At 72.2% G+C, this 25,540-nt stretch carries 15 protein-coding genes and 1 pseudogene; 8 read left to right on the top strand and 8 right to left on the bottom strand.

Going from position 1 to position 25,540, the window contains the following annotated elements:
* Positions 1-20 precede the first annotated feature (20 nt).
* Positions 21-650 (top strand): TetR/AcrR family transcriptional regulator, encoded by a 630-nt coding sequence (locus ACWEVP_RS21240; protein WP_452064283.1) that lies wholly within the window; start codon positions 21-23, stop codon positions 648-650.
* Between the two features lie 61 nt (positions 651-711).
* Here the strand turns inward: ACWEVP_RS21240 and ACWEVP_RS21235 are convergent, their stop codons facing one another.
* The 4 genes from ACWEVP_RS21235 to ACWEVP_RS21220 all read right to left on the bottom strand — a co-directional run bounded on the left by ACWEVP_RS21235 (position 712) and on the right by ACWEVP_RS21220 (position 5,114).
* Positions 712-1,578 carry an SDR family oxidoreductase gene (locus ACWEVP_RS21235; RefSeq protein WP_452064282.1) on the bottom strand — a complete coding sequence of 289 codons (867 nt, stop codon included), beginning with the start codon at positions 1,576-1,578 and terminating at the stop codon, positions 712-714.
* 65 nt (positions 1,579-1,643) lie between these two features.
* Positions 1,644-2,081 (bottom strand): MarR family winged helix-turn-helix transcriptional regulator, encoded by a 438-nt coding sequence (locus tag ACWEVP_RS21230; RefSeq protein WP_452064281.1) that lies wholly within the window; start codon positions 2,079-2,081, stop codon positions 1,644-1,646.
* A gap of 94 nt (positions 2,082-2,175) precedes the next feature.
* Positions 2,176-4,782: a DNRLRE domain-containing protein gene (locus ACWEVP_RS21225; RefSeq protein WP_452064280.1), complete on the bottom strand. Its 2,607-nt coding sequence runs from the start codon at positions 4,780-4,782 to the stop codon at positions 2,176-2,178.
* Complete coding sequence (locus tag ACWEVP_RS21220; RefSeq protein WP_452064279.1) at positions 4,779-5,114, bottom strand: hypothetical protein; 336 nt, start codon at positions 5,112-5,114, stop codon at positions 4,779-4,781. The genes ACWEVP_RS21225 and ACWEVP_RS21220 overlap by 4 nt, the downstream gene beginning before the upstream one ends.
* Before the next feature lie 325 nt (positions 5,115-5,439).
* Here ACWEVP_RS21220 and ACWEVP_RS21215 point away from each other — a divergent pair, with 325 nt between their 5' ends.
* Positions 5,440-6,129, top strand: coding sequence for a M15 family metallopeptidase (locus ACWEVP_RS21215; RefSeq protein ID WP_452064278.1), 690 nt, complete (start codon positions 5,440-5,442; stop codon positions 6,127-6,129).
* Positions 6,130-6,201: 72 nt separating this feature from the next.
* Here ACWEVP_RS21215 and ACWEVP_RS21210 read toward each other — a convergent pair whose 3' ends face one another.
* The gene (locus ACWEVP_RS21210) at positions 6,202-6,555 is read right to left on the bottom strand and encodes a hypothetical protein (protein WP_452064277.1); all 354 of its coding nucleotides are present in this window, start codon (positions 6,553-6,555) and stop codon (positions 6,202-6,204) included.
* Positions 6,556-6,704: 149 nt separating this feature from the next.
* On the opposite strand from ACWEVP_RS21210, the gene ACWEVP_RS21205 reads away from it, so the two are divergent.
* Positions 6,705-6,863, top strand: coding sequence for a hypothetical protein (locus ACWEVP_RS21205; RefSeq protein ID WP_452064276.1), 159 nt, complete (start codon positions 6,705-6,707; stop codon positions 6,861-6,863).
* A 6-nt stretch (positions 6,864-6,869) separates the two neighbouring features.
* Here the strand turns inward: ACWEVP_RS21205 and ACWEVP_RS21200 are convergent, their stop codons facing one another.
* Entirely contained in the window at positions 6,870-7,532 is a 663-nt protein-coding gene (locus tag ACWEVP_RS21200; RefSeq protein WP_452064275.1) for a cutinase family protein, read from the bottom strand.
* A 537-nt stretch (positions 7,533-8,069) separates the two neighbouring features.
* On the opposite strand from ACWEVP_RS21200, the gene ACWEVP_RS21195 reads away from it, so the two are divergent.
* The 3 genes from ACWEVP_RS21195 (at position 8,070) to ACWEVP_RS21185 (ending at position 13,468) form a co-directional block, all read left to right on the top strand.
* Complete coding sequence (locus tag ACWEVP_RS21195; protein ID WP_452064274.1) at positions 8,070-9,638, top strand: GAF domain-containing protein; 1,569 nt, start codon at positions 8,070-8,072, stop codon at positions 9,636-9,638.
* A gap of 113 nt (positions 9,639-9,751) precedes the next feature.
* Entirely contained in the window at positions 9,752-12,433 is a 2,682-nt protein-coding gene (gene ppdK / locus ACWEVP_RS21190; RefSeq protein ID WP_452064273.1) for a pyruvate, phosphate dikinase, read from the top strand.
* Positions 12,434-12,457: 24 nt separating this feature from the next.
* The gene (locus ACWEVP_RS21185) at positions 12,458-13,468 is read left to right on the top strand and encodes a zinc-dependent alcohol dehydrogenase (RefSeq protein WP_452064272.1); all 1,011 of its coding nucleotides are present in this window, start codon (positions 12,458-12,460) and stop codon (positions 13,466-13,468) included.
* 85 nt (positions 13,469-13,553) lie between these two features.
* Here ACWEVP_RS21185 and ACWEVP_RS21180 read toward each other — a convergent pair whose 3' ends face one another.
* The gene (locus ACWEVP_RS21180) at positions 13,554-15,233 is read right to left on the bottom strand and encodes an aminotransferase class V-fold PLP-dependent enzyme (RefSeq protein ID WP_452064271.1); all 1,680 of its coding nucleotides are present in this window, start codon (positions 15,231-15,233) and stop codon (positions 13,554-13,556) included.
* Positions 15,234-15,332: 99 nt separating this feature from the next.
* On the bottom strand, positions 15,333-16,370 hold the full coding sequence (locus tag ACWEVP_RS21175) for a hypothetical protein (protein ID WP_452064270.1): 1,038 nt from the start codon (positions 16,368-16,370) through the stop codon (positions 15,333-15,335).
* Between the two features lie 468 nt (positions 16,371-16,838).
* Here ACWEVP_RS21175 and ACWEVP_RS21170 point away from each other — a divergent pair, with 468 nt between their 5' ends.
* Both ACWEVP_RS21170 and ACWEVP_RS21165 read left to right on the top strand, forming a co-directional pair.
* The gene (locus ACWEVP_RS21170; protein WP_452064269.1) at positions 16,839-18,500 is read left to right on the top strand and encodes an acyl-CoA dehydrogenase family protein; all 1,662 of its coding nucleotides are present in this window, start codon (positions 16,839-16,841) and stop codon (positions 18,498-18,500) included.
* Positions 18,500-25,471: pseudogene (locus ACWEVP_RS21165) on the top strand (SDR family NAD(P)-dependent oxidoreductase); the annotation flags it as partial. The gene ACWEVP_RS21170 and the pseudogene ACWEVP_RS21165, both read left to right, overlap by 1 nt.
* Positions 25,472-25,540: the final 69 nt, after the last annotated feature.

Here is a 25,540-nt window from a genome sequence, read left to right as displayed (position 1 = left end):
CCCCGATTTCGGAGCCGCCCATGCCATCGGTGACCCGGGCCGCGCAGACCAACCGGTCCGATCGACGGGAAGCGACGGAGCAACGGCTCTTCGCCGCGATCGAAGAACTCGTCCGCGAAGGCTCGTTCACCGAGGTCAGCGTCGAACGGCTGGCCGCCGCCGCGGGTATCTCGCGGTCGACCTTCTACGTCCACTTCCAGGACAAGGGCGACCTGGTCCGCAAGCTCTCCAAGACGGTGCTGGCCGAGCTCCGCGAGGTGTCCGACCGCTGGTGGGCGGTCGCCGAACAGGCGGATCCGGCGCAGCTGAAAGCGGCCGTGGCGGCGATCGTCGACAGCTACCGGCGCCACCCGGCGGCCTTCACGGCCATGTCGGAGACCGCGACTTACGACCCCCTCGTGGCCGAAGAGCTCCAGGCCACCATGCGCCAGATCATCGACGTGACCCGCGCCGCCATCGAACGGGGCCAGGCCGCCGGCGTGATCCGCGACGTGCACCCCCTGGAGACCGCAGCGGCTCTCACGTGGATGGTGGAACGCACGGGCTACCAGCTGGTCCGCAACACCGACCCGGCAGGCGACGCCACGATCGTCGAAGTGCTGACCGACATCATCTGGAGCACCCTCTACCGGACCCCGGCGGGGTCCTGACGGTCCGGTGGGCCGGCCGCCACGGGTGCGGGAGGTCTCCCCTGCACCTCGGCGGTGACGGTCATCGTGTCTCCGACGGGACGGAAATCGTTTCGTGGTAAGTCTTTCCGCTGCTCATCCCGAGCAACGCGGCGATGCGTCGCTTGGTCAGCGCGGTGGCGATCAGGTCGCCCAGGCGTGGCGACAACGCTTCGGCCAGCAGCAACGCGTTCGCCATCCGCGGGAGGACGACTCGGCGCCGTCCGCGGCGGACCGCGGTCACCGCCGCCTCGGCGACGTCCTCGGAAGACAAGGGCGTCATGTGCCGGAACGGCGGCGGCAGCTCGGCCACGTCCGTGTCCCGCAACAGGTCGGTGGCGGTCAGTGCGGGGTGGATCACCGAGACCCGGATGCCGTCGACGGCCACTTCCTGCCGAAGGGCGTCGGAGAACGCGGAGACCGAGTGCATGACGATCGCGTACGAGCCGAAGCGAGCGAAAGCCTTGCGTCCCATGACCGACGACATGGTGACGATCGATCCGGCACCCTGCCGCCGAAGGACGGGGAGCACCTGCTGCGTCACGCTGATCATTCCGAAAAGGCTCGCCTGCTGAGTCTGTCGCAGGTCTTCGGCGAAGGTGCCGGCGGCAACTTCGCCGACTTTGCCGATGCCGGCGTTGTTGACCAGCACGTCGATGCGGCCGAACCGGCGCACCGCGGCGTCGACCAGCGCGGCGACCTCCTCGGGAGCGGACACGTCGGTCGGCACCGACAGGGCGTCGGCGCCGAGAGCCAGGGCTTCTTTCTCCACTTCGGCCAGCCGGCCGGCCGAACGAGCGGCGAGGACGAGCCGTGCGCCCTCCGCGGCGAACGCCAGCGTGACCGCCCTGCCGATTCCGCGTGAAGCGCCGGTGATCAGCACCACCTTGTTCGCGAAGGACCTGCTCATGACTTCCTCCTTGTTGTATATACAACATATGGTCGGCGGGAACGCCGGCTCCCGATCTTGGTCGTTCAGCCCGGCGGATAGCCGAGGTCGCGCGCGATCTCCCGGATCGCGCCGGCTCCCATGGTCCCCAGGAGGTGGGCCGCCTGCTCCTGGCATTGCCGCCAGGCGGGCATCACGGACTCGATCTTGAGCCGGCCGGCGTCGGTGAGCGCGACCTCCCGGATGCCCTTCGCGTCGGCGGAGACCGCCTCGATCCAGCCGTGGTCGAGCAGGAGATTCAGGTTGCGGCTGACGGTCGATCTCTCCAGCTGCAGCACCTCGCCGAGGACAGACGGCGGGCACGGGCCCGCTTTGCCCGTGGCCGCCAGCAGGTTGAGCTGTGCGATGGTCACGCCGTGTCCGGCGAGGGCTCCGTCGTAGAGGCTCGTGAGAGCCCGGCTGATCAGCCGGGTGCGGACCGCCAGGCAGTCACCCACGATCTCGTCGACGGAGGTCAGCTTCACGGTCACAGTGTTGCATATACATCAAGGGGGGGCAACGCGCTCGTGAGCACGCGGCCCCGCTCCCGGGTGGGAGCGGGGCCGCAGGGTCACGCGGTCAGTTGACGTACACCGAGTAGCCGATGCTGCCCGACCTGGTGCCGTCGGCTGTGGTGCCCCGGACGATGACCGAGTAGACGCCTCGGTCCGGTGGGGTCCACGTCATCGTCCCCGCACCCGAACCGTCCGCCGGCACGGTGACCTCCTCGGTCACGGCACCCCAGTCGTTGCGGACGCTGTAGGTGTAGGAAACGATGCCCGGCATACCGGGCGTGAAGGTGAACGTCCCCGGCACACCGGCGCCGCCCGACCACTGGCTTTCCGGGTACTCCTCGGACGACACGTACGGCGCGCTCGAGATGCTGAAGTAGTACGTGTTCTCCTGCGAGGAGACCTGGCCGGCCGTCACCGTGTGCACCCGCAGGTTGTGGGAGGCAGAGCCTTCCGGTGGCAGCGGGGGAGTCCATGCCAGCTCGTAGCGCCCGTTCTGCGCGGCTGCCTGCTGGAACGGACCCCAGTCGAACGAGTACTCGAACGTCACGGCGCCCGGCTGGCGGGCTTCGAACACGAAGGTGCCGGGGAACACCCGCGCGTTGGCCTGGAACTCCTTCGAGGTCACCGTCGGGCCGTTCGTCACCGTCCACGTGATGTTGTCCGTCGACGACCACACGCCCGCCGCGTTCTTCGCGCGCACCAGCATCTCGTAGTCGCCGATCTTCGGCGGGGTGTAGCTCACCTTCGCGGTGTTCCCGCCGACCGGCACGGTCCACCTGGTCGCCGGGTCCGCCGTCAGCCAGTACTCGAACTCCACGGCGTTCGGCATCGGCGTGGTGAACGTGAAGGTGGCGGCCCTGCCCTCCGTCCCGATGTCGCCCTCGTAGCCGATCTCCGGTCGCCACGTGTTGAGCGACAACCGTTTCTCCGCCACCGGGGACAGCCCGCCGGACGCGTCGCGGGCTCGGACCCGCAGCAGGTTCTGGTCGGCCGAGGTGAATCCGACCGGCAGCGTGGCGGTTCCGTCGGCGTTCGCCTTGACCGTCCACTTCGTACTCTCGGCACTCGCGAACCAGTAGTCGTACTCGGCGACGTGCGGCATGCGCGGGGTGGCCGTGTACGTGGCCGAGGTGCCCAGGTCGACGTTTCCGGGCCCGCTCACCACCGGTGACGCGTCGACGAAGAACCGGTACTCCCGTTCCGGCGACTTCACGCCCGCGTTGTCGGTGCTGCGCACGAACAGCACGTGATCACCGCCGGTGGCCGGCGTGATCGTCACCTCGGCGACGCCGTCCTGGCCGGCCGTGACCGTGGCGGGCGCGCCGTCGTCCAGCCGGTAGTCGTACGCCACGACGTTCGCCATCCCCGGCGCGAACCGGAACACGCCCGGCACGCCGATACCGCCGTCCGGGCCGCCCTGCGGCGGGTAGCGGTCGGACGTGACCGTCGGCCGCGTTTCCTTGACGATGAACGAGTAGTAGGTGCTGAGCGAGAGGTTGCCCGCCCGGTCCCAGGCCCGCACGACCACCGACTGCCAGCCGTTGGCCGCCGGCGTGAAGCCGACGGTGGCCGTGCCGTCGGGGCCCGCGGCGATTTCCCGCGTGTCCCCGCCGAAGTTGTAGTCGTACTTCGCGACGTCGGTGGAACCGTTGGGGGAGAAGGTGAACTCGCCCGGCACGCCGACCCCGCCGCCCTCGGCGTTCGCCGGGTACGTCGCGGAGGCGACGGCAGGCGCGTTCGGATCCGTGCGGTCGACGGTGAACCGGCACGGGCCCGCCGTGGCCGACTTGGCACCCCAGCTGTCCTGCGCGTACACCTCCCAGGCGTAGGTGCCGTCGGCGAGGTCGAAGGTGTCCGGGTACGCCGCGGCCGGGTTGCCCGAGCCTGCCCCCGTGTGCCGTTGCGACGGGTCCGCCACCGGCCACCACGTGAACTGCCCGGACGTGAAGTCGCCGTTCGGATCGGACACCTGCGCGCTCAGCTGCAGCTGCCGGCTCGCCAGTGCTCCCGTGCCGTCCTTGGCGCAGGGTGCGTCGTTGGTGCGCAGGTCGGTCGGCGTCGCCGGCGGCGCGTTGTCGACGACCCGCAGCGTCGGTGGCGCCTCGATCAGCCGGTAGAACGCCGGGTCCGCCTCGTGGGCTTCGGCGACGCGGAAGCTCAGCGTGAGCTGACGGTCCTTGTGCTGGACGGCTTCCCGCACCGCGGTGGTGACGTCGAACGTGGCGTCGTTGTCGATGCAGGTGTTGTCGGCGCCCCTGGCGGCGACCCGTGTCCGCTCCACCGGGCGGTTCTGCCAGGTCGACTGCTTGGTGTAGGCGGAGGTCCGCCACACCTCGGTGGCGCGGCCGTCGCAGGCGGCGTAGTAGGTTTCGCCGGCCGACAGCACCACCGTCGTGAACGGCGCGCCCCGCAACGAGCTCAGGTCGAAGTTCACGTACGAGCGTTCGCGGTGCGGTGTGGCGTCGTAGGTGCCGATCGGCAGGCTGCCGGATGGCTTGAAGTAGGCGGTGGTCGGTGCCGCCGAGTCGACGTAACCCCAGGACGTCGCGGACAACGTCACCTCGGAACGCGGTTGACCAGTGGTTTCCGCTGCCGCCATCGCGCCACCGGTGACGGTGAGCGTCACGGCGAGCGCGACGGCGGGCAACGCCGGCGATCTTCGTAAGGTCATGCTTGTCCTCCCCTGGTGCGGGTGTGCACGGCATACACGCGTGAGGGGGAGGATCGGTTGCTCCGGCTGAGGGACCACACCCGCACGACGCCACCCACCCGGCGGCCCATCATGCAGTCCGTGTCCTCGACGTCGGTGCGGGCGAACAGGGCCACGCCGACGTCGGATCCGCGGACCTCCGGCAGGCCGGCCGTGGCGGGCAGGTGCCCCAGCACGGCCTCGAGCGCCGGGGCGAACGCGGGCGGGATGTCACGCCTCGGCAGCGGCGGCGGCGTGATCGCGGTGGCGTTCGCCGGGCAGGTGATCCGCGGGACGTGACCACCGCCGCGCACCCGAGCAGCACGATGCTGCGCGAAATCCTCACGCGGCCCAGGTTGTCGGCGCCGCGGCACCGGCACCTGAGTAGTTTTCCCCGTTCCGGCGGTGCCCGGTAGCGCGACGTCGGAAAGGTTGCCCGTCCAGAACGGAAACCGGACGCTTCGGCTGGGGGCGAAACGACTTCGGCGTAGTTGACCTTGTTCGGGCGCCGCTGGCACGGTCGGTTCGGCAAGGGAGCGTCTCCCCCGGCCGGGGGATGGCGAGGGGCACGCTCCCGGCACCTGGGGTGCGGTGAATTCCATTACCGCAAAAGGAAATCGAAGAGAATGTGGTGTCCTCATGAAACTGAGAACCAGGGTTGTCGCTGCCCTCACCTTGATGGCGTCCGTGGTCCTGGTCGGTGCCACGCCGGCGCCGGCCGCCACGGGCGAGGTCGTGGAACTCGCCGCGCCGGCGAACAGCGGCCTGCCGCCCTACGTCGCGGTTGTCAAGCCGGTCACCGCGGAGCGGCTCGGGTCGAGCTGGCACGAAGGCTGCCCCGTCGGGCCCGCGCAGCTGCGGTTGGTGAGCCTGAACTTCGTCGGGTTCGACGGTGCGGTGCACCAGGGTGAGCTGGTCGTCAACGCCGATCGCGCCACCGAGGTCGCCCGGGCCTTCGGCGACCTGTACTTCGGCCGGTTCCCCCTCGAGCGGATGGAGACCGTGGAAAAGTACGGCTCCGACGACGACGCGTCGATGGCGGCGAACAACACCTCGGCGTTCAACTGCCGGGCGATCACCGGTGGCACCGCGTGGTCCAACCACTCCTACGGGCGCGCCATCGACATCAACACCGTGCAGAACCCCTACATCTCCGGCAGTGGCGCGGTTTACCCGCCCAACGGCGCGCCGTACGTCGACCGCACGCAGACCGTGCCCGGCATGATCCACGCGGGTGACGTCACCGAGCGGGCGTTCACCTCCCGCGGCTGGACCTGGGGCGGCTCCTGGGACACCCCGATCGACTACCAGCACTTCGAGAAGCCCTGACCCGCGGGCGAAAGCTCCGGCACCCCGGACGGCCCGGCCCGCGGATCGGGCCGGGCCGTCCGGGCAGTCGGCTCACCGCAGCCAGCGCAACGCCGCATCGACGCAGTCTTCGGGGCTGCTGTCGAACGCGATGGCCGCCGCGGGAGCGTGCCGGCGGACCAAGTTGACCACTCGCTCGAACAGTTCGAGCAGGGGCTCGTGGCTCCGGATGCCGCCGCCGATGACGACGCAGGCGTACGTCCGGCCGGCGAGTGCCTCCGCGATCGCTCGCTCGGGGTGCTCGGCGGGGGAGACCAGGCAGTAGTCGGCCGTGATGCCGTGCTCGTCGAACCGGGTGCGGCCGCGGGCGATCGCGGCCTGGACCGGCTTGGGGTCCCAGCCTTCGAGCTTGGCGGGGTCGAGACCGATGACCAGCACTCGCGTCATCGCCGAGACGATACGCCCGCCGGTCCACACTCCGCCGGCTTCCCCGGCCGGGCCGCCGTCGAAGCGCCCGCGGCTCGATCAGGGGTGGCCGCCGGCGGGGCGGCTTCCGGCCGGGGGCGCCGCCGATTTCGTGGCGGCTCGGCGGTTCCGTGGCGAACTCGCCGCCCCGGATCGCCGGCTTGCCGGTGAAGCCGGCGCGGTGGCCGGGCGTCGCCGGACCCGAGGAGCAGGCCGCGGCGGTCGTGTTCCCGGCTCCGGCTGCCACGAGCAACGTCAACGGAGTCCCGCTGCCGGTCCGTGCCGCCTGACCGGTCTCACCGGTCCGGGAAGTACTGGCCGTTGAACCACTGTCCGACGCCGTCGTCGGAGTAGACGTCCACGTTGAAGTCGTAGTTGTCCACGTGCTTGTGCTGGGCGTACCCGATCCACCCGGACGCGGCGCCTTCGTCGCAGATGATGTCGTCGGTGCACAGGGAAACGGTGGGCACGGTGCCGAAGTACCGGTCGACACCGGCGAGCGGGTAGCCGACGATCGGCCCGAAGATGACCGAGGGCGCCTGGCCCGCGAGCCCGGGCCCGCCGAGGCCGTTCGGGTCGCGCTTGGGATCGGCGATCAGGACGGCGTTGACGTTGTCGAAGCTCTGCCAGTTCTCGGTGACCCAGATGTGCACGACGGCGGCGCCTTCGGAGAACCCGATCGCTTTGGCGTGCTGGTCCGGGCACGCCGCGCGCTGGTCGCGGATCAGCCGGTTCAGCTCGTCGACCCCCTGCCGGGCGCTTGGGCTGTTGACTTCGGCCGAGTAGCCGACGCGCTGGCTGATGCCGCCGGTGAAGATCATCGAGTCGCGGTCGGTGAACCCGCCGACCACGATCGTGTAGGTGCCGTCGCACGAAGCCGCGTTCGCGACGGGCGTGGCTGCCGCGGCGAGACCCCCGGCCAGCAGAAGGGCGGCTGCGAAAACCGCGGTCTTCCTCATGTGCACTCCCCATTGTCGAAACAAAGTCCGGAATAGCTGGACAATGGGGAGCGTAGCCGCGCCGGCGCAAATCCGGAAACGACGAAAGTGCGCGGTGTTCACGGTTTCATCGGGATTTAATCGGGGTTGGCTACGGTGCCCGGTCGAAGTCGGATCGAGGGCGAAGAGGGTTCTTCGACCTGGGTAAACGGCTTGTTTCCGGTAATGTCGACGACTCCGTCGAAGTGGGGGAAATCACTGGATCGGGTGATCTTCCGCGTTGTTCCCGGGCGTTCGCCCGTCCTGATGGCGGTGGTCGCGATCCGCATGCTCCCGCACCCCGGAATTCGCTGCCGCCGTCCGGCCCGGCGGCTGAGTGTCCACTGTGGAGCCGAGGCCGCGACGAAGATCGCTTGCGCCCCACGGAAACTCGCCTTCCGCGGAGCGGAAGTGCGCGCGGTGGCGCGGGGGTGCTAAACATGCAGACGGTCAAGCCCGGTACGTCGAAGCCGGTGTCGACGCGCGGCCACCGGCTGCCCGGTGCGGGAACGAGGCGTGATGGAGCTGGGTGTGGACTTCGGCGCCGTGTTTCTGGCGGGCCCGTCGGCGATGGCCGTGCTGTCCCCGGAGCTGGTCTTCCTCGCGGTGAACGACGCCTACCTGGACGTCTCCGGCCGCGGCCGCGCGGAGCTGGTCGGGCAGCACGTCTTCACCGCCTTCCCCGACAACCCCGACGACCCCCGCGGGGCCCGGTCCCTGCGTGCTTCGCTGGAGCGCGTCCTGACGACCGGGCAGCGGCACGTCATGCCGCTGCAGCGCTACGACGTCGCGGTGGCCGGGCAGCCCGGGGTGGTCGAACAGCGCTTCTGGAGCACGGTGAACAGCCCCGTGATCGACGGGGCCGGTTCGGTGCGGTGGATCCTGCACCGGGTGGAAGAGGTCACCCACTTCCTGGAACGGCTGCCGCCGAACGACGCCGGAGCGGGCGAGCGGCAGGCGATGCAGGCGGAGGTCTTCGCGCGCAGCCAGGAACTCCACCAGGCCAACGAGCAGCTGGCCGCGACCGCCGACATCACCGCCGCGGTACTGGCCGACGCGCCGGCCGAGGACGTGCTGGAGCTGATCGCGGCCCGGGCGCGCTCCATCGCCGCGGTCGACCAGACGCTGGTCCTGGTACCCGACGACGGCCGCGAACACCTCGTCGTCGCGGCCTCGGCGGGAGCGCAGGCCGACGCCTACCGCTCGTTGCGGCTGCCGCTGACCGGCGCCGCCGGAGCGGGCCCGGAGCCGCTGAGCGTGCGGGTCTTCCGGACCGGCCGCTCCGTGATCAGCGAGGACGCGTCGCCGGCCGCGCGGCACTCGGGGCTCGGGCCCGAAGTGGCCGTCGGGGCCGCGCTGGGGGTACCGCTGGGGCCGCCGGACGCCGTGCGCGGGGTCCTGGCCGTGGTCAACGCCCCGGGCCACGCGATCACCCCGACCAGCGTCGTCCGGTCGCTGGAGCTGTTCGCCGCGCAGGCCGCGATCGTCCTGGAACTGGCGGAGCGGCGCCGCGACGCGGTGCTCCTGTCGGTGCTGGACGACCGGGAACGCATCGCGCGCGAGCTCAACACCGCGGTCGTCGGCAGGCTCTCGACGATCGCCACGGGCTTGACCGCCGCGCTCAAGATCATTCAGCGCGAAGACGCCGCGCGCCGGGTGCGCGCCGCCGCGCGGGAGGTCGACGGGGTCATCCAGCGGCTGAACTCGGCGGTGTTCGCGATCCACACCGAACCCGCGCGCGAGCGGGCGCTGCACCGGCGCATCCAGGACCTCCTCGACGCGGCGGCCGAAGCCTCGGACGTGGCGATGACCTCGCGGCTCGACAGCAGGCTCGACACCGCGCTGCGCGGTCCGGTCCGGGACCGGCTGATGGACGTCCTGGACGGCGCGCTGGCCGGGGTCGCCCGCCGGTCCGGGGTCCGCCACGTGACCGTCACCGTCGAACTGCGGCCGGGACCCGGCCCGGGCTGCCTCTTCGCCCGGGTCGAAGACGACGGCGACCCGGCGTCGCCGGACGAAGACCCGGCCGCGGGGAACGTCGTCACCTGGGAGGTGCCGCTGGCCGGCGAGGACCGACGGTCCTCCTGACCGAGGACCTAGGGCCTCTCTCGGGGAACCCTTGTGCGGTATGCCGTACGGCCGGCGAGCTGGTGCGATCGGGCTCGTCGAGCCGAGATCCGGACCCCGCAGAGGAGACGACGATGCCCAAGTACGTGTACGACTTCGCCGAGGGCAACCGGGCCATGGCGGATCTGCTCGGCGGCAAAGGCGCCAACCTCGCCGAAATGACGGTGATGGGCCTGCCGGTCCCGCCGGGGTTCACCATCACGACCGAGGCCTGCCGGGCCTACCTGGCCACCGGGTCGCCGCCCGAGGGGCTGGCCGCGGAGGTGGCGGAGCACCTGCACGCGCTGGAGCGGGCGATGGGGCGCAAGCTCGGGCAGGTGGACGGGCCGCTGCTGGTCTCGGTCCGGTCCGGAGCGCGCTTCTCCATGCCGGGCATGATGGACACCGTCCTCGACATCGGGCTGACCGACGACTCGGTGGCGGGCCTCGCCGCGTGGTCGGGGGACGAGCGGCTGGCGTGGGACTCCTACCGGCGGCTGGTGCAGATGTTCGGCACGACCGTGCTCGGCGTGGCCGACGAGCACTTCAGCGGCGCGTTGCGGGCGGCGAAGCGGGCCAAGGGCGTCACCGGCGACCTGGACCTGGACGCCGAAGACCTGCGGGCACTGACCGCCACGTTCAAGGACATCGTCGCCGAGCAGGCGGGCCGGGCGTTCCCGCAGGACCCGCGCGAGCAGCTCGACCTGGCGATCCGGTCGGTGTTCGAGTCGTGGAACACCGACCGCGCCCACGTGTACCGCCGGGCCGAGCACATTCCCGAGGACCTCGGCACCGCGGTCAACGTGTGCGCGATGGTGTTCGGCAACCTCGGAGAGGACTCCGGCACGGGGGTCGCGTTCACCCGCGACCCGGCCACCGGCGCGCCCGGCGTCTACGGCGACTACCTCGCCGACGCCCAGGGCGAGGACGTCGTGGCCGGCATCCGCAACACCCTGCCCCTGCACCGGCTCGCCGAACTTCAGCCGCGTGCCTACGAGCAGCTCATGGGGATCATGCGGACGCTGGAGGAGCACTACCGCGACCTGTGCGACATCGAGTTCACCATCGAACGCGGCAAGCTGTGGATGCTGCAGACCCGGGTCGGCAAGCGCACCGCGGCCGCCGCGTTCCGCATCGCCGAAGCCCTGCGCGAAGAAGGCCTGATCGACGCCGACGAGGCGCTGCGCCGGGTCACCGGCGCTCAGCTGGCCCAGCTGATGTTCCCGCGCTTCGCCGGCACCGCCACCCCGCCCATCGCCACCGGCGTCGCGGCCTCCCCGGGGGCGGCGGTCGGCGAGGCCGTCTTCGACTCGGCCACCGCGGTCCGCCGGGCCCGGGAAGGGGCCGCGGTCATCCTCGTGCGGCGGGAGACCAACCCCGACGACCTCGACGGGCTCATCCACGCCCGCGGGGTGCTCACCAGCCGCGGCGGCAAGACGTCGCACGCCGCCGTCGTCGCGCGCGGGCTTGGCCGGACCTGCGTGTGCGGGGCCGAATCCCTGGACGTCGACACCGCGAACCGCCGGTTCACGACCGCGGACGGCACAGTCGTCGCCGAGGGCGACGTGATCTCGATCGACGGCACCGCCGGCGAAGTCCACCTCGGCGAAATCGCCGTGGTGCCCTCCCCGGTCGTCGACTACTTCGAAGGCCGGCGCGAGCCCGGTGACGACGCGCTCCTGCAGGCGGTCGACCGGATCATCACCCACGCCGACGCCCGGCGCCGGCTGGAGGTGCGGGCCAACGCCGACACCGTGGCGGACACGCGCCGGGCCCGGCGGCTCGGGGCGACCGGGGTCGGGCTGTGCCGCACCGAGCACATGTTCCTCGGCGACCGGCGGGTGCTGGTCGAGCGGCTGATCCTCGCCGAGACCGACGCCGAGCGCGAGTCCGCGCTCGGGGCCCTGCTGCCGCTGCAGCGCGCGGACTTCGTGGGAATCCTCGAGGAGATGGACGGGCTGCCGGTGACCATCCGGCTGCTCGACCCGCCGCTGCACGAGTTCCTGCCCGACCGCACCGCGCTGACCGCCGAGGTGGCGGTGGCCAGGGCGCTGGGCCGGCCGGACGCGCCGGAAGAGCTGCTGCGCGCGGTCGAGCGGCTGCACGAGCAGAATCCGATGCTCGGCACCCGCGGGGTCCGGCTCGGCCTGGTCGTGCGCGGCCTCTACGAGATGCAGGTGCGCGCCGTCGCCGAAGCGGCCGTGATCCGGGTCCGGGCCGGCGGGAACCCGCGCGTGGAGATCATGATCCCCTTGGTCGGCGACGTGCGGGAACTGGAGATCATGGCCGGCCGCGCCCGGCGGACCCTCGACGAGGTCGCCGGCGGGACGGTCTTCCCGTACGAGATCGGCACCATGATCGAGCTGCCCCGGGCCGCGCTGACCGCGGGCCGCATCGCGGAATCCGCCGAGTTCTTCTCCTTCGGCACCAACGACCTCACCCAGACCGTGTGGGGATTCTCCCGCGACGACGTCGAAGCGGCGTTCTTCCCCACCTACGTCGCCGAAGGCATTTTCCCGGTGTCGCCGTTCGAGACGATCGACCGGGACGGCGTCGGCCGGCTCATCGCCTCCGCCGCGGCGGCGGGCCGTGCCACCCGCCCGGAGCTCGTTCTCGGCGTGTGCGGGGAGCACGGCGGCGACCCCGCGTCGATCGAGTTCTTCCACGAGGTGGGCCTGGACTACGTGTCCTGCTCGCCGTTCCGCGTGCCGGTCGCCCGGCTCGAGGCCGGCCGCGCCGCCGTCGGCCGGGCCGACGGCGCCGTCGACAACCGTTAGCCCCTACCCGATGGGAGTTCGTCCATGAAAGCCGCTGTCGTCACCGAGTTCGGTGCGCCGCTGCAGGTGCAAGACATCCCGGTTCCCGAAATCGGACCCGGCGAGGTCCTGGTGCGCATCGAGCGCAGCGGGCTGTGCCACACCGACATCCACGCCGCGCACGGCGACTGGCCGGTCAAGCCGGCCCCGCCGTTCGTGCCCGGGCACGAAGGCATCGGCGTGATCGAGCGGGTCGGGCCGGCCGTGCGCACCCGCGCCACCGGCCAGCGCGTCGCGATCGCGTGGCTCGGCCACGCCTGCGGGGAGTGCCGGTACTGCAACTCCGGGCGGGAAACGCTGTGCGAGCGGCAGCGCAACTCCGGCTACTCGGTCAACGGCGCCTTCGCCGAATACGCGGCGGTCCCCGCCGCCTTCGCCACCCCGGTCCCCGACGGCGTCAGCTCCCGCGACGCCGCACCGCTCACCTGCGCGGGCGTGACGACCTACAAGGCGATCAAGGTCGCCGGCGTCGCGCCGGCCGAGACGGTCGCCGTCTTCGGCATCGGCGGGCTTGGGCACCTGGCCCTGCAGTACGCGCGGATCTTCGGCGGGTTCACCATCGGCGTGGACGTCACGGCCGACAAGCTGGCGCTGGCCACCGAGCTGGGCGCCGACCACGTCGTCGACGCCACCGAAGGCGACCCGGCCGAGGCGATCCAGGCGCTCGGCGGGGCGGACGTCGCCGTCGCGCTGGCCGCCTCGCCCGCCTCGTTCGACCAGGCGTTCCGGTCCCTGCGCCGCGGCGGCCGGCTCGTGTGCGTCGCGCTGCCCGCCGACGGCACCATGACCCTGCCGATCTTCGACACCGTCCTCGGCGGCAAGTCGGTCATCGGGTCGATCGTCGGCACCCGCACCGACCTCGCCGACGTCTTCGCCCTGCACGCGGCGGGCCGCACCCGCGTGGTGGCCGTCGACCGCAAGCTCGAAGAGGTCAACGACTCGATCGAGGAGGTCCTGGCCGGGAAGGTCCCGGCGCGCATCGTCTTCGAGATGTGACGGGTACGGCCGCGACTGCCGCGACGTCATCATCCCGCCGGCCGCGGTCTCCCGCGCACGGGACCGGGCCGGATTCCGGCTGAGGTCAGAGGCAGGCGGCCGGGAGCGGGAACCAGCGCAGGGCGTCCAACCCGGGCGACAGCCCGCTCGGCCCGTCGGGGACGACGTCCGGCTTTTCACCGAGGATCCGCCGCGCTCGCCGCAGGTGCTCGGCGAGCGCGTCCTCGCCCAGCCGCCGGGGCGGGCCGGCCGGTGCGCCGGCGAAGTGCCGCAGGTCCGGCACCTCGGGCGGGAACTCGTCCGCCCGCGCGTGGCGCCACAAGCCCGTGCGCGGGTCGAAGCGGTAGTCCGGCAGCAGCCGGTGGCCGTACTGGGCCAGCAGCGCCACGGCGTCGACGAGGTAGCCGGCCACGGTGTCGGAGATGAAGTAGTTGAAGTTCAGCCGCGCCCAGCCGGGCTTGATCCCGTCGCACCCGCGGACGGCCTCTTCTTCGTAGGCCTGTGAGCGCGCGGCGTCGATGCCGAGCAGCCGGTGCCCGTAGGGACCCGCGCACGAGCAGCCGCCGCGGGCCTGGATGCCGAACAGGTCGTTGAGGACGGCGACGACGAAGTTGTGGTGCAGGAAGAGGTTTCCGGCGCCGATCCGGAAGGACACGATCGACAGCCGCGCCGCCCGGTGGTGCCCGAGCACGTCGATCCGCGGGTGCGCGGACCAGCGCTCGATCGCCTGCCGCCAAAGCTGTTCCTCGCGCGCCCGGATCACGTCGGCGCCGACGGCGTCCTTGAGCGCGAAGACGAGACCCGCGCGGACGGATTCGACGATGGCGGGGGTGCCGCCTTCCTCCCGGGCGACCGGGTCGGCCAGGAAGCGGTGGGTGTGCGGGCCGACGAACGCCACGGTGCCGCCACCGGGGACCGTGGGGACCCGGTTGGCGACGAGCTCGCGGCGCACGACGAGGACGCCGGGGGTCTGCGGGCCGCCGACGAACTTGTGCGGGGACAGGAAGAGGGCGTCCTTGTGGTCGCCGCGGCCCGGCGCGCTCTCGGCCATCCGGATCGGCAGGTAGGGGCCGGCGGCGGCGTAGTCCCAAAAGGACAGTGCGCCGCGGGAGTGCAGCAGGGCCGCGACGCGGTCGGTGTCGGTGAGGATGCCGGTGACGTTGGAGGCGGCGGAGAAGCTGCCGATCCGCAGCGGCCGGTCGGCGTGGCGGCGGAGTTCGATTTCGAGGTGGGCGAGGTCGATGTGGCCGTTCTCGTCCTCGTCGATGGCGACGACGTCGGCGATGGACTCGCGCCACGGCAGTTCGTTGGAGTGGTGCTCGTACGGTCCGACGAACACCACCGGCCGGTCGGCGGCGGGAATGCGGTCGCTGAGCCGGTAGCGCTCGTCGGGACCGGCCGGGAGGCGCAGTTCGAGGATGCCGACGAGCTTGTTCACCGCCGCAGTGGCGCCCGAGCCGCAGAAGATCACGACGTCGTCCGCGGTGGCGCCGACCGAGGCGTGGATGATGTCGCGGGCCTGTTCGCGCAGCAGGCCGGTGTGCAGGCCGGTGCCGGAGCTTTCGGTGTGGGTGTTGGCGTAGCGCGGCAGGACGTGGTCGCGCACGTAGTCCTCGACGAAGTCCAAAGCCCGGCCGGACGCGGTGTAGTCGGCGTAGGTGATGCGGTGCGGGCCGTAGGGCCCGTCGAGGACTTCGCCTTCGCCGATCAGGCTTTCACTGATCCGTTCGAGCAACGGGGAAGCGGTCCGTGCGGTCTGGGTCACCGGGTCTCCCTGGAGGTCGACGACAGGCCGGCCCGCCGGGATCGCCGGCGGGGCCTTGTGGACCATGGTCCCGACCGGTGGCGGGGCGGTCCACCTCGATCACGATCGGTACGCGGTCACGGCGGCCCGGCGGTCGGTCAGGTGGCCGAGGGCGAGGCCGGTCACCGCCGAGGTGGTCGCCGCCATGAGGAGGCCGCCGAACGCGCCGACGACGATCGTGGTGGCCACCGGTTGGCCGGGCTGCCACAGTGGCATGGTCACACCGAGGAACACGGCCAGCCCGAGCAGCCACGCGCCGGCCGTGGCGGCGACCCAGCCGGACGAGCGCGCGAGGCGACGTCGCAGGACCAGCCATTGGGCGAAGCCGATGGACAGCAGCAGCGTGGTTCCCATGACAGTCACGGTCGGCCACAGGAGCGCGGGCGGCAACTTCGTCAGTGCCGGAAGCCAGGTACTGGGAGCCAGGCCGATCGCGTAGGCGATCGCGGCCGCGACCGCCGTCGCCGCGACCCACGCCCGGGACTCGAAGGCGGGAAGAACGCGCCGGAGGACCCACGCTTGCCCGCACCCGAGCGCGGTGCCTTCCAGCGCGCCCGCCAGCAGCATCACGGGCACGACGACGGCGGCCGGCCGATCCGCGGTCAGCGCCCCGGCCGTCGCCGGCACGGCGAAGCCGACGAACTCGGCGAACGTCACGACGACGAACCACCGCAACGCCGGACCGCGTCCCGGGGGGATACGCGCGGGGGCGGTGAACGCCACCACCGGGGCGTCCGGCGGTACCGGGACGCGGGGAAGGCCCGCGGCCGCCGCCGTCCGGGCGGGCCCGTCGAGCAGTCGTCCCGTCGTCGGTGCCCAGTGGCCATCGAGCAGCAGTTCGGCGTCGGCGTCACCGCGGAAGTGCCGCCACCACCGCTTGGCGTCCGGGTTCCCGGCCACGACGACGACCCGGCCGGCCGAGCGGGTGTACCCCACCGGGAAGGTGACCGGCTCCGCCGAGCTGGCGGGCCGGTAACGCAGCGCGCAGAGCCGCCGGTTCACCAGCGGAGCGAGGGCGGACCCCAGCAGCCACACCACCAGCGCGTTCACCAGGCGGTTCCCCGGCGCGCGGCGGCGGGCTCGTGCGATCGTGGGCATACCCCAGTGAAGCGAGGGGTTCCGGTGCGGCGCAGGGTCCGAGTGCCGCGATCCGAGGGACTTACGTCCACGCGGCGGCCGGAAACGCGGCCGGAAACCCGGTGGCGCCGCTCGGCACGAGCGGTGCGGGCGGAGATCGACCGCGCGAGCCCGGTGCGCGCTTGCCCGGCCGAGGGCCGGTTCGCCACCGCACCTGGCCGCCGCGATCGCCGCGGCCGGGTCCACCCGTCCTGTCGTCGCTCGCTGGGCTGGTGGGGCGAGCGGATTCCCCCGCGTGGCGGCGCTTTCGCGCCAAACCTAGTGGTCTGAACCAATGTAGGGCCGATCGGCGCTCCGGCGGTGACGTTAGGCCCCTGTCCTACCGCCGGGTCGGTTCGACGGTGGGGGATCGCGCAAGTCCGTCTCGAGGGAGAGGAGGACCCGCGATGCAGGGGTGCCTGATCATCGCGCGACGTCGCGGGCCGAGTCATGACTGATGTCGAGCTTTCCGGCCTGGACGCCGAAACCCTGACCATGATCCTGGAGGCGATCGGGGAGTTCGCCGACCGGAACCTGCCCGCGGAGCTGCTGCTGCGGCTCGACCGCGACGACGAATGCCCGGAGGAGCTGGTTCGCCGCATGTGCGGGGACGACCTCGGGATCCACCTGCTGTTCGTGCCCGAGGACTACGGCGGGATGGGGGCGGGCAGCCTCGACGTCTGCCGGGTCTGCGAGCGCATGGCCGGGATCGACCTCGGCGTCGCGACCAGCGTGCTCGCCACCGCGCTCGGCAGCGACCCGATCGCCGTCGGCGCGACCTCCGAGCAGAAGAAGACGTGGTTGTCCCGGATGGCCGGGGAAGGGCTCTTGTTCGCCTACGGGGCGACCGAACCCGAAGCCGGCAGCGACCTCGGGGCGCTCAAGACCGTCGCCGTGCCCGTCGGCGACGGCGGCCACACCACCGGGTACCGGATCACCGGCCGCAAGCAGTGGATCAGCAACGGCGGGATCGCCGACGCCTACTGCGTCCTGGCGAAAGCACCGGGCGGGCCGAGCTGGTTCGTCCTCGAACGCGGCACGACCGGGTTCACGCGGGCGAAACCCGAAGACAAGCACGGCATCCGGCTGAGCAACACCGCCGCGCTGTTCCTCGACGACGTCGAAGTCGGGGCCGACGCGCTCGTCGGCGGTGTCGAGGGACAGGGCCTGTGGCAGGCCCAGCAGGTGTTCGGCTACACGCGGCTCATGGTCGCCGCCTTCGGGCTCGGCGCCGGCTGGGCCGCGCTGGACCGGGCGATCGCCTACGCCGCCGACCGGATCCAAGCCGGCGGTCCGCTGTCGCGCAAGCAGGGCTACACGCACAAGCTGTTCGTGCCGCACGCGGCGCGACTCGAAGCCGCCCGGGCGTACATCGAGGAAACCGCGACCCGCCTGGACTCCGGGGAGCAGGGGCTCACCACCGAAGGCGCGATCGCCAAGTACCTGGCGACCGAGGCGGGCAACCTGGCCGCGGACGCGGCGATCCAAGCGCACGGCGGCTACGGCTACACGCGCGAATACCTGGTGGAGAAGATCAAGCGCGACGTCCGGATCACCACGATCTACGAAGGCACGTCGGAGATCATGGAGATGACGATCTCCCGCGACCGCTGGCAGGAGCACCTCAAGACCCGCGGCCGGTACTACCACGAGCGAGCGGGGGAACTGGAAACCCTCGACGCGGCCCGCCCGGAGACCGGCGCGGGCACCGCCGCGCTCGGCCTGCACGTGCTCGCCGAACTGCTGGAACGCTGCCGCACCGCGCGGCTCACCCGGCACCAGCACATCCTCCTGCGCCTCGGGGAGCTGATCGCGTACGCCGAATGCGCCGCCGCCCTGTGCCGGCGTGCCGCGCTCGCCGAGCTGCCGTCGAAGGCCGACCGGCGCTTCGACGTCGCCGAGCTCGCCGTCCTGGCCAGGGTTTTCGCGCGGGAGGCCGCGCTGCGCGTCGCTTTCGACGGGCTGCGGCTCGTCCAGGGCAGCGCGGACACCGCGGTGCCCGGCCTGGCCTCCGCGCTGCGGCTGCCGGAGGTCACCGCGAGCCAGGCGGGCGGGCTCGCCGACGCGGACACGCTCGCCGCCATCCTCAACGGCCGATCCGGAGGCAAGTGATGCACGAGCAACCCCACGAACGCGCCGTCGCGATCGTCGGCGTGAGCGCGATCATGCCCGACGCGCCGGACGCGAAGAAGTTCTGGAGCAACATCATCGGCGGCCGCTACTCGATCAGTGACGTCCCGCCCGGGCGCTGGGATCCCGCGTTGTACTACGACGCCGACCCGGCCGTGCCGGACAAGACGTACTCGAAGATCGGCGGCTGGGTCCGCGAGTTCGAGTGGGACCCGCGGGCCTGGCACCTCCCGGTGCCCCCGAAGGTCTCGGCGTACATGGACGAGGCCCAGAAGTGGGCGGTCAACCTGGCGCGCGCGACGCTGCTCGACCACGGCTGGCCGGAGCGGAAGCTCGATCACGAGCGGACCGCCGTGATCGTCGGCAACGCGCTGGCCGGCGAGAAGCACTACCAGACCGCGTTGCGGATCAGCTTCCCCGAGTTCGCCAGGGAACTCGAGCGGTCGGCGGCGTTTTCCGCGCTGCCCAAGGCGACCCGGGCCGCGATCGTCGACGAAGCACGCCAGGGCCTGCACGAGTCCATCCCGGACGTCACCGAGGACAGCATGCCCGGGGAGCTGGCCAACGTCATCGTCGGCCGGATCGCGAACCTCTTCGACTTCCACGGGCCCAGCTACGTCACCGACGCCGCCTGCGCGTCCGGGCTCGCGGCCATGGCGGCCTCGGTGGAAGGCCTGATCAACGGCGAGTACGACACGGTGCTCACCGGCGGCATCGACCGCAACATGGGCATCGCCGCGTACGTGAAGTTCTGCAAGATCGGGGCCCTTTCGGCCACCGGCACCCGGCCCTACGGCAAGGGCGCGGACGGGTTCGTCATGGGCGAAGGCGGGAACCTGTTCCTGCTCAAACGGCTGGCCGACGCCGAACGCGACGGTGACCGGATCTACGCCGTGCTGCTGGGGATGGCCGGGTCCAGCGACGGCAGGGGCAAGGGCATCACCGCGCCCAACCCGGTCGGGCAGCGGCTCGCCGTCGAGCGGGCCTGGCGGCTGGCCGGTGCGGACCCGGCGACGTGTTCGCTGGTGGAGGGCCACGGCACGTCCACCGCGGTCGGCGACGTCGTCGAGGTGCAGGCGCTCACCGAGGTCTTCGGCTCGGCGCCGGCGGGCTCGATCCCGCTCGGCTCGGTGAAGTCCACCATCGGTCACCTCAAGGGCGCGGCCGGGACGGCGGGGTTGTTCAAGGCGGTCATGGCGCTGCACGAGAAGGTGCTCCCGGCCACCCTGCACGCCGAGGTGCCGAACCCGCACATCGACTTCGCCGGTGGCCCGTTCCGGCTCAACACCGAAATCCGCGAGTGGGCCACGCCCCCGGCCGGGGTCCGCCGGGCCGGGGTGAGCGCGTTCGGCTTCGGCGGGACGAACTTCCACGCCGTGCTCGAGGAGTACGTGCCCGGCCGGCACCGCGACCCGGAACGGAAGTCCGTGTCCTTCGCCGGAGCCGACCTGCCCGCGAAGACCGGGCCGGCCAAGACCGGGCCCCCGGAAACCGGGCCCGTGCGTGGCGCGTTCGTCGCGGGTGCCGCCGACGAGCGCGGGCTCGTGGACCGGCTGCGGCGGGCCGCCGCGGGTGAGCCGCCGCCGATGGGCCCGCCGTCGGCGGCCGACCTCGCCGCGCCGGTGCGGATCGCGATCGACTACGGCGACGCCGCCGAGCTCACCGCGAAGGCGCAGCGCGCGTTGCAGGCGTTCGAGAAGCCGGCGATGTGGAAGGCGTTGCGCTCCCAGGGGATCTTCCTCGGCCGCGGTCCGCGCGGCAAGATCGCCTTCCTCTACACCGGCCAGGGATCCCAGTACGTCAACATGCTCCGCACGCTGGCCGCTCGGGAACCGGTGGTGGCCGAGACCTTCGCCGAGGCGGACGCGGTGATGACGCCGCTGCTCGGCAAGCCGCTCACCGAGTACCTCTTCGCCGACGGCGCGGACGCCGTCGCCCGCGCGGAGCAGCGGTTGCTGCGGACCGAGATCACCCAGCCGGCCGTCCTGGCCGCCGACCTCGCCCTCACCCGGCTGCTGGCCGAGCACCACGTCCGGCCGGACCTGGTGATGGGGCACAGCCTCGGCGAGTACGGCGCGCTGGTCGCCGCCGGCGCACTGTCCTTCGAGGACGCTCTCGAAGCGGTCAGCGCGCGCGGCGCCGAGATGGCCCACCTCACCGTCGAGGACAACGGCGCGATGGCCGCGGTGTTCGCCCCGCTCGAGGAGATCGAGCGGACGCTGGCCGGGATCGACGGCTACGTCGTGATCGCCAACGTCAACAGCACCGCCCAGGCGGTGATCGGCGGCGCCACGACCGCGGTCGAAGCGGCGGTGGCGGCGTTCACCGAGGCGGGCCGCACCGCCGTGCGGCTGCCGGTCAGCCACGCCTTCCACACCGCGATCGTCGCGCCGGTCAGCGAGCCGCTGGTCCGGCTGCTGCGGCGGCTCGACCTGAAGGTGCCGTCGCTGCCCGTCGTCGCGAACGTCGACGGGCAGCTGTACCCGAGCGGTCCGGACGCGCGCGAGCGGATGCTCGACATCCTGGGCCGCCAGGTCGCCTCGCCGGTCCAGTTCGTCAAGGGCCTCGAGACGCTCTACGCCGAAGGCGCGCGGGTGTTCGTCGAAGTCGGGCCGAAGAAAGCCTTGCACGGCTTCGTCGAGGACGCGCTCGGCGGCCGGCACGACGACGTGCTGGCCCTGTTCACCAACCACCTCAAGCAGGGCGACCTGGTGTCGTTCAACCAGGCCTTGTGCGGGCTCTACGCCGCCGGGTTCGGCGCCTCCGAAGCGGCGCCCACGGAGCCGAGGACACCGACCATGAGCACCGATCGCTACACCGAACTGGGCCACCTGGTGGCCGACTTCTTCACCCGCGGCCAGGCCGTGCTGGGCGGCGCGCCCGCACCCGCGCCCGCGCCCGCTCCGGTGCCCGCGGAGGCCGAGCCGGTCGTGATCACCGGCGCCGCCCTCGGCCTGCCCGGCACCGAGCACGTCTTCGACGACGCCAACGTCGGCCGGATCCTGCACGGCGAGCAGTTCATCGGCGCGATCCCGCGCGCCTTCCGCGAAGCCATCGCCGACAAGCACATCACCCGGCTGGTCAAGAGCGAGAACGGCAGTCCGCGCTTCGAGAACATCGACAGCCCGGACGACGTCATCAAGCTCGCGGCCCGCGCGGGCGCGCTCGACCTCGTCGAAGAGTTCGGCGTCGACGCCGAGCGCGACCAGGCCCTCGGCGAGTGCACCCGGCTGGCGATCGGCGCGGGCTTCGACGCGCTGCGTGACGCCGGGATCCCGTTGGCGCAGCACTACAAGACCACGACGGTCGGCACGCGGCTGGCCGACCGGTGGGGCCTGCCCGAGGCGCTGCGCGACGACACGGGCGTCATCTTCGCGTCCGCGTTCCCCGGTCTGGGCGAGTTCGCCGAGGACGTCGAGCGGTACCTCGCCGACCGGCACCGCCGCCACGAACGCGACACCCTGCGGGCGATCCGGGCGCTCGCCGAGGGCGACGTCGCCGCCGACCTCGACCGCCGGATCGCCGACCTGGACGCCGCGATCGCGGCGGCGCCGTTCACCTTCGACCGCCGGTTCCTGTTCCGCGTGCTCTCGATGGGGCACTCGCAGTTCGCCGAGATCATCGGCGCGCGCGGGCCCAACACCCAGGTCAACTCCGCCTGCGCGAGCACGACCCAGGCGATCGGGCTGGCCGAGGACTGGATCCGGGCCGGCCGGTGCCGGCGCGTGGTGATCGTCGCGGCCGACGACGCGACGTCCGACCCGCTGCTGGAATGGGTCGGCGCCGGCTTCCTGGCCAGCGGCGCGGCGGCCACCGACGAGGCGGTCGAGGACGCGGCCGTCCCCTTCGACGCGCGCCGTCACGGGATGCTGCTCGGCATGGGCGCGGCGGGCATCGTCGTCGAGGCCGCTTCGGCCGCGCGGGAACGCGGGCTGCGGCCGATCTGCGAGGTCCTGTCCGGGGTCAGCGCCAACAGCGCGTTCCACGGGACGAAACTGGACGTCGAGCACATCTCCGGGGTGATGGAAACCCTGGTGGCGCAGGCGGAACGGCGGGGCATCGACCGGCACGCGGTCGCTTCGGAACTGGTTTTCGTCTCCCACGAGACGTACACGCCGGCCCGCGGCGGCAGCGCCCAGGCGGAGATCGACGCGCTGCGGGCGGTCTTCGGGCCCGACGCCGACCGGGTGATCATCGCCAACACCAAGGGATTCACCGGCCACCCGATGGGCGTCGGGATCGAGGACGTGGTCGCGGTGAAGGCCCTGGAGACCGGGATCGTGCCGCCGGTGCCCAACTTCAAAGAGATCGACCCGTCACTGGGCCGCCTGAACCTGTCGGGCGGCGGCGCCTACCCGGTCCGCTACGCGCTGCGGCTGGCGGCCGGGTTCGGCTCGCAGATCAGCATGGTGCTCCTGCGCTGGACCCCGGTCGCCGACGGCCGCCACCGGGCACCGGCCGAACTGGGCTACGAGTACCGCGTCGCCGACCGGGAGGCGTGGCGGCGCTGGCTGGCGAACCTGGGCGGCACGGACCTGGAGGTCGACCACCGGCGGCTGCGGATCGCCACCGCGCCCGTCCCGGAGCCGGCCGTGGTGGTTCCCGAACCCGCCGCCGGTGACGACGTCACCGGGCAGGTGCTGTCGGTGGTGGCCGAGAAGACGGGTTATCCGGAGGACATGCTGGAGCTGGATCTGGATCTGGAGGCGGATCTGGGGGTGGACACGGTGAAGCAGGCGGAGGTGTTCGCGCAGATTCGTGAGCGGTTCGGGATCGAGCGGGACGATGCGTTGCGGCTGCGGGATTATCCGACGTTGAACCATGTGATCGGGTTCGTGCGGGAGCGGTCGGAGGCCGCGCCCGAGTCTGATGTGGACGACGTCACCGGGCAGGTGCTGTCGGTGGTGGCCGAGAAGACGGGTTATCCGGAGGAGATGTTGGAGCTGGACCTGGATCTGGAGGCGGATCTGGGGGTGGACACGGTCAAGCAGGCGGAGGTGTTCGCCCAGATCCGTGAGCGGTTCGGGATCGAGCGGGACGACACGTTGCGGCTGCGCGACTACCCGACGCTGGCCCACGTCATCGGGTTCGTGCGCGACCGCGCGACCACGGCGACGCCCGCCGAGGAGAAGTCCATTGTGGCGGAAGAGCTGCCGGAAACCGGGGCGTTCCCGCGCCGCGTGCCGGTCGCGACCATCCGGCCGCCGCTGGAGTTCTGCCGGGCCACCGGTGCCGAACTCGGTGCCGGACAGCGGGTCGTCGTCGCGTGCGACGACGGGGGAGCGGGCGCCGCGCTCGCCGGGAAGCTCGCCGACCGCGGGGTCGACGTGCTCCTCGTCCAGGACCACCCGGCCGCCGAGGACCTCGCCGCCCGGGTCGCCGACGGGCCCGTCCACGGCGTCTACTGGCTCCCAGCCCTCGACCACGAGGGCCCGATCGAAGCCATGGACCTCGACGCCTGGCGCGAAGCCAACCGGATCCGCGTGAAGCTGCTCTACACCACGATGCGGACGCTGCACGACCGGGAACCGTTCCTCGTCACCGCCACCCGGCTCGGCGGCCGCCACGGCTACGACGACGCCGGCGCGTACGCCCCGCTCGGCGGCGCGGTCACCGGGTTCGCCAAGGCCTACGGCCGCGAACGGCCCGCCGCGCTGGTCAAGGCGGTCGACTTCGGACCCGCGGCGACCGGCGAGGAGATCGCCGACGCGCTGATCGAAGAGACCCTCACCGATCCCGGCGCGCTGGAGATCGGCCGTGCCGGCGGCCTGCGGTGGAGCGTCACGGTCGAGGAGCGCGAGCCCGAGGGCGAGGGCATGGCACTGGACGCGGACACCGTCTTCGTCGTGACCGGCGCGGCCGGCAGCATCGTCTCCGCCATCACCGCCGACCTCGCCCAGGCCTCCGGCGGCACCTTCCACCTGCTCGACCTGACCCCGGAGCCCGACGAGGGCGACGCCGACGTCACCCGGTTCACCACCGACCACGAAGGCCTCAAGGCCGACCTGATCACCCGGCTCACGACGGCGAAGGGCAAGCGGCCCACCCCGGTGCGGGTCGAGCGCGAACTGGCCCGCTACGAACGGCTCGCCGCCGCGCGGGCGGCGATCGACGCCGTGCGCGACGCGGGCGGCCGGGCGCACTACCACTGCGCCGACCTCACCGACGCCGACGCGGTCGCGCGGGCGCTGGCGGGCGTCGAGCACGTCGACGTCCTGCTGCACGCCGCCGGGCTCGACATCAGCCACGCCCTGCCGGACAAGAGACCCGGCGAGTACGACCTCGTGTTCGGGGTCAAGGCCGACGGCTGGTTCACCGTGCGCAAGGCACTCGGCGACTACCCGCCCGGCACCACCGTCGTGTTCAGCTCGGTCGCGGGACGGTTCGGCAACCTCGGCCAGACCGACTACAGCGCGGCCAACGACCTGCTGTGCAAGCTCACCTCGGCGACCGGCGGCCTGGCGCTCGACTGGACCGCCTGGGCCGGTATCGGCATGGCCACCCGCGGCTCCATCCCGAAGATGATGGAACGCGCGGGCATCGAGATGCTGCCCCCCGAGGTCGGCGTCCCGTGGATCCGCCGCGAGCTCACCGGCGGCGCGCACCGCGGCGAGGTCGTCGTCGCGGGCGAGCTGGGCGCGCTGGCCGACGAGCGCGACGGCATCGACGCGGCGCGCTTCCCGGCCGGGCCGGTGGCGGGCGAGGTCGAGCGGATGGGCGTCCACAGCGGACTCGTCGTGCGGACCACGCTCGACCCGGGCGTGCAGCCGTTCCTGGCCGACCACCGGATCGACGGCACCCCGGTGCTGCCCGGCGTGCTGGGCATCGAGGCGTTCGCGGAGGTGGCGGCGCTGCCGTTGCCCGGCTGGCGCCCGGTGGCGGTCGAGGACGTCGAGTTCCTCGCCCCCTGCAAGTTCTACCGGGACGAGCCGCGCACGCTCACCGTCACCGCGGCCTTCCGCGCGGACGGCGACGGCCTGGTCGCCGACTGCGCCCTCACCGGCAGCCGCTTGCTGGCCGGG

The sequence above is a fragment of the Amycolatopsis sp. NPDC003865 genome, assembly GCF_053605345.1.
This window is presented reverse-complemented; position numbering and strand designations above follow the sequence as displayed.